Origin of the sequence: Bacillus cereus group sp. BfR-BA-01309 (assembly GCF_022664315.1) — a bacterium.
In the GTDB taxonomy this organism is placed as follows: domain Bacteria; phylum Bacillota; class Bacilli; order Bacillales; family Bacillaceae_G; genus Bacillus_A; species Bacillus_A mobilis.
In genome coordinates this window covers 1-12,510 of record NZ_JAKUHE010000006.1, presented here as the reverse complement: position 1 = coordinate 12,510, position 12,510 = coordinate 1, and the positions used below count along the sequence as shown (strand labels likewise).

The following is a 12,510-nucleotide window of genomic DNA, read 5'->3' as shown; positions in this document are numbered from 1 at the left end:
CGACAAAAACTGATAAAAGAAAAACTACATAGTAAAAAAGTACTCCAAACTAAAATTTGGAGTACTTTTTTATTACACTCATTTAGCTTACTTTCCTGCTTCGATTTTCTCTAATGCAGCAGCTACTTGCTCTTCCGTTAATTCGTGTTGTACTACGTAGCGGTTACGTGGGCTTACGCGACATTCATGAGAACATGCACGTAAATATTTCGCTTCGTTTTCTTCAGAACATAAAATCTTCTTATTACATTCTGGATTTGAACAGTTTACATAGCGCTCACAAGGTTCACCTGTAAAGTGGTCTTTACCAACGATAACATGTTCTTTTTGGTTTACTGGTACAGCGATACGCTCATCGAACACGTAACATTGTCCATCCCAAAGCTCACCTTGTACTTCTGGGTCTTTTCCGTACGTTACAATACCGCCGTGAAGCTGACTTACATCCTCATAACCTTCACGAACTAACCAACCAGAAAACTTCTCACAACGAATTCCACCTGTGCAATACGTTAAAATCTTTTTACCTTCAAGTGTTTCTTTGTTTTCTCTGATCCAATCTGGTAATTCACGGAATGATTCAATATCAGGTTTAATCGCACCTTTAAAGTGTCCTAAATCAAACTCATAATCATTTCGTGCATCAATGATAACTGTATCTTCTTGTTTCATTGCCTCATAAAAATCTTTTGGCTCTAAATACTTACCAGTAATTTCGTGTGGATTAATGTCGTCTTCTAAACGAAGTGTCACTAATTCTGGACGAGGACGTACGTGCATTTTCTTGAATGCATGCCCTTCTTCTTCATCTATTTTAAATACGATACCGTCAAAACGTGGATCATTGTTCATTGCTTCCATGTATTTCTCAGTTTGCTCTACAGTACCAGAACAAGTTCCGTTAATTCCTTCTGTTGCTACAAGAATTCTACCTTTTAATTCAAGTGAATTACAAAATGCTAAATGCTCTGCCGCGAATTCTTCCGGGTTTTCAATTGTTGTGTACATGTAATATAGTAATACTCTATATGGTTTTGTAGTTGCCAATGTGTTTCTACCACCTATCTAATTTTTAAAATCATGTATAAGTTAACGTTCATATCAAAACATATATAATAAGAAAATGAATCCATTTTCTTCTCTTTATACTATTTTCTATCAGTTAACAAAAATAAAAAACAAGATTACACACCAAAACCCTGTGGTTATGTTGTAATCCCAATATATTATATATCATACAAATGCAATTCCATCAATTAATATGCTGTATTATCAGCTTTTTGTTCACATAAATTTCAAAAACAGCCCTTTAATTCATTATGTTTCCCCACGTCATCACACCATAAACTCCCAATTTTTTATTATACGACACCATCCATTGCAGCAAGGCATATAATTTGCACTAAGGAAACATTTGTGTTCAAATAAAAATATCATCTAATACATTTAAATGTATTGAAATAAACAACAAGAATACTTACAATAATTTCATCAAGTTAACATTTCAAAGGGGAAAACTACTATGAATAAAGATATATCAAAAGATGAACAAGTCCCTTCTCAAAGTACAACTGTTCAATCAGCACACTTAGCTTTAAGTGGCGAAACGAAAGGTTGGAAAAGACTGTTACCGTTTTTAGGGCCCGCATTTATCGCATCTGTAGCTTATATTGATCCTGGTAACTTTGCTACAAATATCGCAGCTGGTTCACAATATGGATATTTACTATTATGGGTTATATTCGCGTCTAACTTAATGGCAGTATTAATTCAAACTTTATCAGCTAAATTAGGAATTGCTACGGGAAATAATTTACCTGAAATAGCTCGCGAGCACTTTCCAAAACCTGTGTCTATCGGCTTATGGATACAAGGTGAACTCGTTATTATGGCTACAGATTTAGCTGAGTTTATCGGGGCAGCACTCGGATTGTATTTATTATTTGGAATTCCTATGTTACCAGCTGCTTTAATTACAGCAGTCGGATCATTTATTATTCTTGAGTTTCAACGCAGAGGATTTCGCCCACTAGAAGCAATTATTACAGGGATGATTTTTATTGTAGTAATAGCATTTGGGATTCAAGTTTTTTATGCAAAACCAGAATTAAGTCCCCTTCTTTCAGGACTATTGATTCCGAAATTCCAAGGTGTAGACAGTATACTACTTGCAGCAGGGATATTAGGCGCGACAGTTATGCCACATGCAATCTATTTACATTCTGCATTGACACAACGCCGCGTGGTTGGAACAACTGATGAACAAAAGAAAAAGATTTTCCGTTTCGAATTTATTGATATCATTATTGCAATGGTTATCGCTGGAGCAATTAATGCGAGTATGTTAATTGTTGCTGCTGCACTATTCTTTAAAAATGGCTTGCATGTTGAAGATCTTGATGTTGCTTTTAACCAGTTCAGTACGTTAGTCGGTCCAGTATCGGCTGCTTTATTTGGAATTGGGCTCTTATCAGCAGGACTATCTAGCTCTTCTGTCGGTACAATGTCAGGTGATATTATTATGCAAGGTTTCATTCGAATGCATATTCCGTTATACTTACGCCGCTTTATTACAATGATTCCACCATTAGTTATTATCGCTTTAGGTGTAAATCCAACTTACGCTCTAGTCATGAGCCAAGTCGTCTTATCATTCGGTATTGCTTTTGCATTAGTACCACTTATTATGTTTACAAGCAATAAAAAAATTATGGGTGCGCTCGTCAACCACCGCATAACAACCTTTATCGCTTGGATCATTGCTGCACTTGTTATCATTTTAAATATTTTCTTACTGTATCAAACATTTGTAGGGTAATAGAAAAAGGTATTCCAATAAAACTGGAATACCTTTTTTTATTGCCACTTATGTATGTACCTCTTTCTGGCATTATCGCACCTTTCTCAGTTCGAAAGTAAAGTGGTAATCCTTCCGAAAAAAACATGCTCACCTTGGATGGATCCTGCCTTTGATGATGAATATGTAAATGCGGCTCACTTGAACTTCCGGAGTTACCGACTTGGGCAAGAACCTCTCCTTCATTTACATGTTGCCCTTCCCTCACTTTAATTGATCCTTTTTTTAAATGGGCAAGAATCAAAAATGTCCCTGATTCATCTAGTCGTATATAAATATGATTCCCCGCCATTGACTGAAAATCATCCTCTCCTGGAACTACATCTTTTTCATCATTATTGATAGATACAACTGTTCCAGAAGCTGGTGCCATTACTTTCACTCCATATATTCCATAATCCCCTAAATTACTACTTCTCACTTCAGAAGGCGGAATAAGAATATCATATGTCCATCGTTCATTTGGTTTTATAACATGATAGTTCGTTTCTAACCGATCGCCTCCCCAGCCCACTAATGCTCGTTCATCCAAAGGAAATCGAACGACTGCTTTAGGACTCATAGATTGTACATCTGCTGGGTAAGCAAGTCCCCCTATATTAGCAAACCATCCTAAAGGCCAAGCTCCAATTATAGAGAAAAAAACGATGAAGAGTAGTGTTCTATCTATTCGCTTTCTGAAAATGCCTTTCCACAAAAATAGTAATACTGATCCAATCAAAATAAAGATTGATACTAAGCTAAAGGCTTGTATACTCCACCAAACAATGACTGATATAAAACCATGGGTTAAATAAACTACACTCCAACTTATAATTAAAAACGCAACTAACATTACTAATACATATCTCTTCCACATGTTGTACCCCCACCCTCATATCTTTGTTCTACATAATACGAAGTGAAAATTACGACATATAAAAGAAATACTTACGACTTTCTTACAATTCTTTATAATGCGGTAAAACGATGGCGAAAACAGTTTCTTTCTCGTTACTACACACAGTGATATCCCCTTTATGAAGCTCTGCTATACTTCTCGCAATTGCAAGTCCCATTCCTTTTCCACCCGTATGAGAGCTACGTGATTTTTCACCACGATAAAACTTCTCAAAAACGTAAGGAAGGTTCTCATTCGGAATGCATTGTCCAAAATTTTTAATTTCTATTTCAGCATTCATGTCTCTTTTAGAAATTTGAATCAAAATCTGTTTTCCGTCTTTCCCGTACATAATACTATTACTAATTACATTTTCGAACAGCCTCACCATAAGCCCTACATCCATTTCCACATGTAACTCCTTATCACCATTAATACAAAAGCTCATATCGGCATCATCTAGTTGTGGTACAAAATCAATCATGATTTGTTCAATGAACGCTTTCATATTTACTACACTTTTATGTAATTCAATCTCCCTATAATTTATTTGACAATATTCTAATAAATCATCTACTTGATTTTTTAATTCATAACTTTTTCGCTTTAATATACTTACATACTGTTCACATTCTTCTCTATTTGAATGAAGCTGATTTCCTAACAGGTCCGCATAACCGATTAGAGATGTTACAGGTGTTCGTAAGTCATGAGAAATATTGCTAATCATTTCATTTTTCGTTTCCTGCGTTTTTTTTTCATTTTCGATAGACTCTTTTAAACTTTTAGCCATTCTATTAACATTCGCTGCTAATTCACCAATCTCGTCATTTTTTGAAATAGGTATATGTATTTCAAAATTACCACTACTTATTTGCTTCACACTCTTGTTAATTTCAGATAATCTTTTCATCATTGTTTTTGTCATGAATGCAAAGTATATTGTAGTAAAAGTTAAAAAAGCTATTAAATATAAAAATGAATATTTTTTCTCTAATTCGGTAACTTGACCATATATATTTCCAATTAATATTTGAAACGTTATTATACTTACAGTTGCTAATAAGATGCTACATATGAATGCGATAAAAAACTTAGCTCTAATGCCTTGTAATGATTTAATCTTCAATTTTATATCCGACTCCCCAAACATTTTGAATAAACTTCGGCTCTTTTGGATTCTCTTCAATTTTATTTCTTAATCTTGCAATATGAACCATTACTGTATTATTGCTTTCATAGGCCCTTTCTTTCCAAACGCTTTCATATATTTCTTCAATAGTAAATACACGATTCATAGCAGCTGCCATTAAGTACAAAATATCATATTCGGTTCTCGTAAGATTGATTGTTTCTCCATATAACATTACTGTTCTAGACACTTCATCTATTTCTAAACCTCTAATGTTTATTTTCTTTTCTATTTCTTGGACAGCATTTTGATTGAAATATGTATACCTTCTTAATTGAGCTTTCACTCTCGCTATAAATTCAATTGTACTGAAGGGCTTCACAATATAATCATCTGCTCCAGTACTAAATCCTATTACCTTATCTACATCCGATGATTTTGCGCTTAAAAACATAATTGGTAAACTATGTTTCTCTCTAATCCTTCTACACAATTCTATTCCATCCATTTGTGGCATCATAATATCCAAAATAGCAAGTTGAATTTTGTTATTATTTATTATTTCTAAAGCCTCTTCTCCATTATGAGCACTAAAAACTTTAAAACCTTCTTGCATTAAATTCACGTTCACAAATCGAACAATATCTTGATCATCATCTACAATTAAAATTGAATTTTTCTCCATATACAAACCTCTTTTTGAAATATATTCCACAATCAATTTTACCACAGATCAAAACCATGCTTCCCTCTTGAATAATCTTTATTTTCAGATTACATTATATAATAACAACAAATTCTAGTTTCAGAAGAAATGGAGTGAAAGCATGTTTCCTATATTGAAAACCGACCGACTCATTTTACGAGAACTTACCGAAGAAGATGCACCGGGTATACTACAATGCTTTTCTAATACTGACGTACTGCGCTATTATGGCCAAAAACCATTACAAGATGTTGCTCAAGTGAAACAAGTCATTCATAACTTTAAGCTCAGTTACAATACAAGAAGCGGAATAAAATGGGGAATTGAATTAAAGGACAAGAAAGAGCTCGTTGGAACAATTGGGTTTCATGATTGGTCTTCTGAACATAAACGAGCCAATATAAGTTATGCCTTTCTCCCTGAACACTGGGGAAAAGGATATGCGACGGAAGCTGTTTCTGAAGTTATATCATACGGTTTCCACACACTTCATTTAAAACGGATCGGAGCAATTGTCTTTCTTGAAAATGAAGCTTCCAATAAAGTGCTATTAAAATTAGGATTTGAAAAAGAAGGCGTTCTAAAAAATTATATGTATCAAGATGATATCCCATTTGATACGAATTTTTATTCTTTATTAAAATCAGTTTAATAGAATGTATGTGTAAAAAACCTTACTTTTAAAAAGTAAGGTTTTTTGTATTTATTAATTTAGGATATAAGCATTCTTATAAGTATAAACACCACCAAATTGATGCTTCTCAATTCCTTTTACATAATCCTTTTGTACGTAAGCTGATCCCATTTGATAAAGTGGTGCGATTGCAGTATCCTCTAATAAAGTACGCTCGGCCTCTTGCAATGCTTCCCATCTTTTCTTCTGATCTAGTACTAGATCGCTTTTCGCTTTTTTTATTAATTCATCGTAGTGTCGATTAGAATAATTCATTTTGTTATTCTGATTATCCGTCGTAAAGAGTTCTAAATAACTAATTGGGTCTTTATAATCTGGTCCCCAATTTGCCATAGATATATCGTAATCTCCTGTTTGTTCTAACTGTAATTTTTGCTTAAATGGCTGTTGTTTAATTTGTATCGTTAATCCTTGCAAATGCTTTTCTAAGTCACCTTTTATATATTCTGCCATACGTTTTGCATTATCTTGTTCATATGTTAAAAATTCGAGGTTTACTTCGTCTACTCCCAGTTCTTTTTTCGCTTCTGTCCAAATCTTTTTCGCATTTTGCAAATCATATGGAGAAAGATCTCCGTTTTCTTTTCTAAAATCTTTACCAGTCTCTTCATTTATATGACCAGCCGGTACAAGTCCGCTTGCAGACTTTGCCCCGTTATTAATAAAGTGAGTAACGAAATCTTCTTTATTTAACGCTAATGAAATAGATTGACGCACCTTTTTATTTGCTAACGCATTATTTTTCTCATTAAAACGTAGCATAGCCATTCCAGGTTCGCTCGACATATGTAATTCCTTATTCCCTTTATACTTATCTACAAATTGAGAATTAATAGGCACCCGGTCTAAATTACCAGCTTCGTATAAATTAACAGCTGTCATTGTATCCTTTACAATCTGAAAGTTTATCTCGTCTAATTTCACTTTCTTTTGATCCCAATATGTAGCATTCTTCTTTAATTGAAACTCTTGTTCATGCTTCCATTTCTCTAATACAAATGGCCCGTTATATATGAGATTACTAGGTTCCAATGCATAATTCTTTCCTTGTTCTTTCAAAAATGATTCATGCTGTGGTAAGTAAATAGGTAGTGCTAACAACTGTAAAAAATACGGAATTGGCTGTTCGAGTTCCACTTCTAACTTATAATCATTTATTGCTTTAACTCCAAGGTTATCAAGAGCCATTGTTCCTTTATTAATTTCTTTCGCATTTTTTACATGAAAGAGCATGTACGCATATTGAGACGCTGTTTCAGGGTTAATTGCACGTTTCCATGCAAACATAAAATCATTTGCTGTCACACTGTCTCCATTTGACCATTTTGCATCTTTACGCAAATCAAATGTATATTTTTTACCATCTTCACTTCTTTTAAACGATTTTGCTACTGCTGGAATAGGCTGATCTTGATCATCTAATACATACAAACCTTCAAATATGTTTTGCATAACGTGTGCTGATGTACCATCCATCGTTTTCGCAGTATCAAGAGAAGGAATTTCTTCTGATACTGTTACATTTAATACTTGTTTTTTTGCCTCTGTATCACTTTTATTCGCTTTATTATTACAAGCTGCTAATAATAAAGTTGTAACAAGTGCCATTACCATTAAATGGCTCTTTTTTCGCTTCATGAGTTGTTCTCCTTAAGTATAAAATATTATAAAGCGTTTTATATTATAGCAGAAATATGAACAGAAAGATGCGACATTCTTTTGAATATTTATTCGTTCAAGAAAAAAGTGATCCTTTTTAAAAAGGATTGCTTTTCCTTAATAAAATCAAAACTAATTGTGCCCTCAATTGTATGAAGGAAATGTTCTTTCGGAACTAACTCTTCAACAGAAACTGATACACATTCGTCACAATGATTATTAAAGTACCACCCTAAGAAATCTCTCCTTATTCTCTTTTTATCAGTGTTAACACATAAAAAGAAGTTCAGATAGAAAGTGGTATTTGACAAACATTATACACTTAAGGTTTTTGTAAGGATCAAGTAAGAAAAACGAGAGCTTTGTTTCGTATAGTCAAAATATGAAGTGAAGGAAGAAAGAGAGATTAAGAGTTACCAGAGTTATTAAGACAAAATCAGTACGGTTGGTTTTAGATGAACATATCAATGGATTAGGCCTTTTTGCACCAGAACCATAATTACCATGCCTGTTTTTACCATCACATATTGGAGGTTAAAATATGAATAAAAAAAAGAAAATACAAAAAACAGCACTTTCCTTTACCCTGCTCTTTTCTTTTGACATTGCATCTTTCCCGCTTACAACAGCTATTCACGCAAATACACATGCGAAACAATCTACAGAAAAGGAACGAGTCTCTTTAACAGAGCGTACATCGTTATTTTTTGAATATCTCCAGCAAGGTAAGTATGCAGAGGCACTTCAGTTGACGTCTGCTGCTTTTCAATCTAAGTTTACAGCAAACACATTACAAAACTGGTGGAAACAAAGTGACTGGAGCGGGATAAAAAGTATGGGAACCCCCGTGATAAAAGAACGAAATTTGGTCCATCAGACGGTGGAAATTCCAGGAACCACCCAAGGAGCTACCATACCGTTACTCCTTAAATTCACACCTGGTGGGAAAGTAGATGAAGTTGGGGTAAGGACGCCTCCAGAATCTTATATTATCCCGCAGCCTAGCTACGATCAACCTGCTTCCTATAAAGAACGTGAAATCGTCATTGGAAGTTCTACCTATCCGTTACCTGCCACATTAACGGTTCCGAAACATAAGCCTGGTGAAAAGGTACCCGTAGTTGTTCTTGTTCATGGTGCTGGCATCCATGATCGCGATAGTACATATCTGGGAACAAAAATCTTACGAGACATTGCGGTGGGCCTTTCGTCCAACGGAATTGCGGTGTTACGCTATGAAAAACGCACCTTTGAACACGCATTAAAGATGAGTGCAGAACCCGTTACGTTAGACCGTGATACTACAGATGATGCCATACATGCAGCAAAATCAGCAGCGCAGCAGGAAGGCATTGATCCAAATAATATTTTCATTCTCGGACATAGCCAAGGTGCTGGCACAATGCCGCGAATACTGAGCAAAGCGCCTTCCTCACTTGTTCGAGGAAGCATCTTACTCGCACCACCTGCACGCCCTTTGACTGACACTGCCATTGATGTGAGTCAATACCTTGGGGCGCCAAAGGAAGTAATCGATGAACTAAAAAGACAGTTCGCTTTTATCCTGGATCCTACTTTCGATCCTGACCATCCGCCAGCTGGCTACAATTTTCCATTTCCGTCTCCTCATTTTATGTATGACGTTACTAGGTGGCGTCCAGTTGAGGAGGCAAAATCACGAAAAGAGCCTTTGCTGATTCTGCAAGGGGCACGCGATTATCAAGTAACAGTAAAAGAAGATTATACAAAATGGCAGGAGGGACTTTCAAACCGCAGGAATGTTCAGTTCAAAGAATATCCGCAATTGAATCATTTCTTCACGGAGGGTGACGGGGAATTGAGTCTTCCAAGTGAGTACGAAATCCCTGCAAATGTTCCCGAGTACGTCATCCAGGACATTATTACATGGGTCAATGAGACAAAAAAATAAGAAAACATCAAAAGCCTTCATGCAATCATTATTGCGTGAAGGCTTTTTTGAAACTAGTGATTTTATCTAAACCATTCTCTTCTGTTTTATTAATCAACACTCATAAAAAATTTCTCCTTTCCCTCTTTTTATCAGTGTTGACACATAGCACAGGGAAAGGTACAAAAACAGGCTGTGGAGAAGACCTTCCCCACAGCCTAAAAATACCTATCTTTGTAAACCTCGTTTATAACGACTCGCTTCAAATATAATACGCTCTTCATCTAACGTTTTACATTCGCCATTCCAAACGACACGTTTTCCGTTAATAATTACATCGCTAATATCTTTTCCACTAGCAGCATATACAAGGTGCGATAATACTTCGTCTGCTGGTTGTAAATGCGGCTTATTAGATGGGTCAATCGTAATAAAATCAGCACACTTTCCAACCTCAAGTGATCCTGTTTGTTTCATGCCGATTACTTCAGCAGCTCCTTTAGTCGCAAGTGTAAGAGCTGTTTCAACTGGTAATGCTGTTGCATCTTGGTGAATACCTTTTTGTAGTAAAGTCGCTATGCGCATTTCTTCAAACATATCTAAATTGTTGTTAGATGCCACACTATCTGTTGCAATTCCTACTTTCATTCCTGCTTCTAGCATCGCTTTTACATTTGCTATACCAGAACCTAGTTTTAAATTACTATTTGGGTTATGTGCTACTCGAACATCATGTTCTGCTAAAAATGCACGCTCATTTTCATTTAATACTACACCGTGTGCAATAACTGTTGGGCGTTTAAACAACCCGCAACTTGCTGCATATTCTACTGGACGTTTTCCGTACTGTGCTTCAATATCACGTACTTCACGCTCTGTTTCTGAAAGATGAATATGAACCATCGTTTGATTTTCTACTGCAATACGTGCGCATTCTTCTAACAGTTCTGCACTACATGTATATGGACTATGCGGTGCAACCATCGTAGTTAACATGCCACTTTCGTTATAGTAGCGCTTCACATATTTCTCAGCTTCCTCAATTGCTTTCTTTTCATCCTCTTTCGTTCCGAAGCTAAATAAAGTTCTTGAAACAGCAGCTCGCATTCCACTCCTTGATACCGTTTCCATAATTGCATCTTGATCTACTCCAATTGGATTAAACATGTCAGAGAATGATGTTGTACCACTTTTCACCATTTCAAGTAATCCTAATTCCGTGCTAGCGACCGCAAGCTCTGGCGTAAACTGACTTTCAAGTGGCCAAATTCTCGTCTCAAGCCACGGTTGTAATAACATATCATCGCCAATACCTCTTAAGAGACTCATTACAACGTGTGTATGTGTATTTACAAGCCCTGGTAATACCCACTTTCCTTTCATGTCAATTACTTCATCTACTGCAAAATCATTAGCGAATTCTCCGCTCTTTACATCTATAATTTGATCATTTTCTACAATGATATATCCATTTTCTATCACTTCGTTTTGTTCATTCATCGTTACGATTGTAGCGTTTACATAAGTTGTTTTCAAAAGTATTTCCCCTTTCAACTCTATGAAGTTCCCTTTAATAAGTTACCACCATTATAGTAACTTATTAAAGATTAAGAGTCAAAAGATAATTTCAATTCTTTCATTATCTTTTCCTTCAAAATGCTATATTGTTTTTCATTTGTATCTGCAAATGCTTCTTCCTGGTTTGATTCCACATCCAAATAGTTCAGGTTTTCATTGAATTGAGACTCTGTAAAATCAAACCTATATCCATTTATAAAGTTATAAAAGTGCCACTCCTCTCCAACTTTTGTCTTTTTGATTTTCCCTCCGTATATATCTTGAATAACTAGAGCCGTTACACCACACTGTCCTTTTGCTGGATTTTCACTTGTCCACTTTGAACTTGTTTCAATTGACCAAGATCTCATTAGTGCTTCATATATTCTTTTTCCCTTTATATGATCCATTCTCAGCTTCTCCTACTATTAATAGTTTTACACATCATATTTCAAAAGGGGCAGTAATCGGTCCTTAAAAACCGTTGATGGTGTCTCTCCGATTAACTTTGCTCCCATTTTCAAATAATATCCTTTTGCATTCGGATCACTATCAATCGTAAAGCTTTTTATTCCTAGTTCCTTTGCTTGCTCTATTACAAACTTCCACATTATTTTCCCATAGCCCTTTCCTTTGTAACGAGGATGAATGTATAAGAAATCGAGAGCTTTATCGTTACGTAAAAATGAGAAAAACCCAATCTTCGTATTATCGTTTTCTAAAACATATACAAAATTATTTTTTATGTACTCATCGGTAATTGTTAAATCTTCCTTACAAGCAAGTATGAATGCTTCGCTATAGTTCCACGTTGCTTTTGAGTGTAGTGCGAGTTCACTTAATTCATTTGCTTCACTTACTAACGCTTTTCTTATCTTCATGATTCTTTTTCCTCACCTTCAATATATAAACTCTTAAAATGATTCGAAAAGTAATTTAAAAAACCTCTTATTTCCGTAAATAAGAGATTATTTTTATAAGCCTTTATTATAGGTAACAATTTTTTAAAAGAAAAAGAACGTCATTGAACTGCACCCCAATTGTTAGACACAGTCTAACAATTGGAGGTGCAGTTTTTCTATGGCTAAATTTACAGCTGATGAAAAAACACAAATC

Annotated in this window: 11 protein-coding genes; 3 read left to right on the top strand and 8 right to left on the bottom strand. The window is 35.2% G+C overall.

Annotated elements, in window-relative coordinates; all coding sequences use genetic code 11:
* Positions 1-87: 87 nt before the first annotated feature.
* Positions 88-1,047 (bottom strand): oxygen-dependent tRNA uridine(34) hydroxylase TrhO, encoded by a 960-nt coding sequence (trhO, locus tag MR115_RS12855; protein WP_242241561.1) that lies wholly within the window; start codon positions 1,045-1,047, stop codon positions 88-90.
* Positions 1,048-1,522: 475 nt separating this feature from the next.
* Here trhO and MR115_RS12850 point away from each other — a divergent pair, with 475 nt between their 5' ends.
* Positions 1,523-2,818 (top strand): Nramp family divalent metal transporter, encoded by a 1,296-nt coding sequence (locus MR115_RS12850; protein ID WP_001030664.1) that lies wholly within the window; start codon positions 1,523-1,525, stop codon positions 2,816-2,818.
* On the opposite strand, the gene MR115_RS12845 is transcribed toward MR115_RS12850, so the two are convergent.
* The 3 genes from MR115_RS12845 to MR115_RS12835 form a co-directional block, all read right to left on the bottom strand.
* Positions 2,775-3,716, bottom strand: coding sequence for a M23 family metallopeptidase (locus MR115_RS12845; protein ID WP_242241560.1), 942 nt, complete (start codon positions 3,714-3,716; stop codon positions 2,775-2,777). The genes MR115_RS12850 and MR115_RS12845 overlap by 44 nt on opposite strands.
* A gap of 82 nt (positions 3,717-3,798) precedes the next feature.
* Entirely contained in the window at positions 3,799-4,866 is a 1,068-nt protein-coding gene (locus MR115_RS12840) for a sensor histidine kinase (protein WP_242241559.1), read from the bottom strand.
* Complete coding sequence (locus MR115_RS12835; protein ID WP_242241558.1) at positions 4,856-5,554, bottom strand: response regulator transcription factor; 699 nt, start codon at positions 5,552-5,554, stop codon at positions 4,856-4,858. Before MR115_RS12835 ends, MR115_RS12840 begins: the two co-directional genes overlap by 11 nt.
* 142 nt (positions 5,555-5,696) lie before the next feature.
* On the opposite strand from MR115_RS12835, the gene MR115_RS12830 reads away from it, so the two are divergent.
* On the top strand, positions 5,697-6,227 hold the full coding sequence (locus MR115_RS12830; RefSeq protein WP_242241557.1) for a GNAT family N-acetyltransferase: 531 nt from the start codon (positions 5,697-5,699) through the stop codon (positions 6,225-6,227).
* A gap of 54 nt (positions 6,228-6,281) precedes the next feature.
* Here the strand turns inward: MR115_RS12830 and MR115_RS12825 are convergent, their stop codons facing one another.
* Positions 6,282-7,907, bottom strand: a complete 1,626-nt coding sequence (locus MR115_RS12825; RefSeq protein ID WP_242241556.1) for a peptide ABC transporter substrate-binding protein — start codon at positions 7,905-7,907, stop codon at positions 6,282-6,284.
* A 562-nt stretch (positions 7,908-8,469) separates the two neighbouring features.
* Between MR115_RS12825 and MR115_RS12820 the strand changes: the two genes are divergently transcribed.
* Positions 8,470-9,858, top strand: a complete 1,389-nt coding sequence (locus tag MR115_RS12820; RefSeq protein ID WP_242241555.1) for an alpha/beta hydrolase — start codon at positions 8,470-8,472, stop codon at positions 9,856-9,858.
* Positions 9,859-10,065: 207 nt separating this feature from the next.
* On the opposite strand, the gene MR115_RS12815 is transcribed toward MR115_RS12820, so the two are convergent.
* The 3 genes from MR115_RS12815 to MR115_RS12805 are packed head-to-tail and all read right to left on the bottom strand — an operon-like array spanning position 10,066 to position 12,275.
* On the bottom strand, positions 10,066-11,391 hold the full coding sequence (locus MR115_RS12815) for a bifunctional S-methyl-5'-thioadenosine deaminase/S-adenosylhomocysteine deaminase (protein ID WP_242241554.1): 1,326 nt from the start codon (positions 11,389-11,391) through the stop codon (positions 10,066-10,068).
* Between the two features lie 53 nt (positions 11,392-11,444).
* Positions 11,445-11,804 carry a YunG family protein gene (locus tag MR115_RS12810; RefSeq protein WP_242241553.1) on the bottom strand — a complete coding sequence of 120 codons (360 nt, stop codon included), beginning with the start codon at positions 11,802-11,804 and terminating at the stop codon, positions 11,445-11,447.
* Between the two features lie 27 nt (positions 11,805-11,831).
* On the bottom strand, positions 11,832-12,275 hold the full coding sequence (locus tag MR115_RS12805) for a GNAT family N-acetyltransferase (RefSeq protein ID WP_061676666.1): 444 nt from the start codon (positions 12,273-12,275) through the stop codon (positions 11,832-11,834).
* Between the last annotated feature and the right edge of the window lie 235 nt (positions 12,276-12,510).

Bases quoted from the DNA above. Each gene is read 5' to 3' on its own strand.
- MR115_RS12850 (WP_001030664.1), top strand. From the start codon at position 1,523: ATGAATAAAGATATATCAAAAGATGAACAAGTCCCTTCTCAAAGTACA.
- MR115_RS12845 (WP_242241560.1), bottom strand. From the start codon at position 3,716: ATGTGGAAGAGATATGTATTAGTAATGTTAGTTGCGTTTTTAATTATA.
- MR115_RS12835 (WP_242241558.1), bottom strand. From the start codon at position 5,554: ATGGAGAAAAATTCAATTTTAATTGTAGATGATGATCAAGATATTGTT.
- MR115_RS12830 (WP_242241557.1), top strand. From the start codon at position 5,697: ATGTTTCCTATATTGAAAACCGACCGACTCATTTTACGAGAACTTACC.
- MR115_RS12825 (WP_242241556.1), bottom strand. From the start codon at position 7,907: ATGAAGCGAAAAAAGAGCCATTTAATGGTAATGGCACTTGTTACAACT.
- MR115_RS12820 (WP_242241555.1), top strand. From the start codon at position 8,470: ATGAATAAAAAAAAGAAAATACAAAAAACAGCACTTTCCTTTACCCTG.
- MR115_RS12810 (WP_242241553.1), bottom strand. From the start codon at position 11,804: ATGGATCATATAAAGGGAAAAAGAATATATGAAGCACTAATGAGATCT.
- MR115_RS12805 (WP_061676666.1), bottom strand. From the start codon at position 12,275: ATGAAGATAAGAAAAGCGTTAGTAAGTGAAGCAAATGAATTAAGTGAA.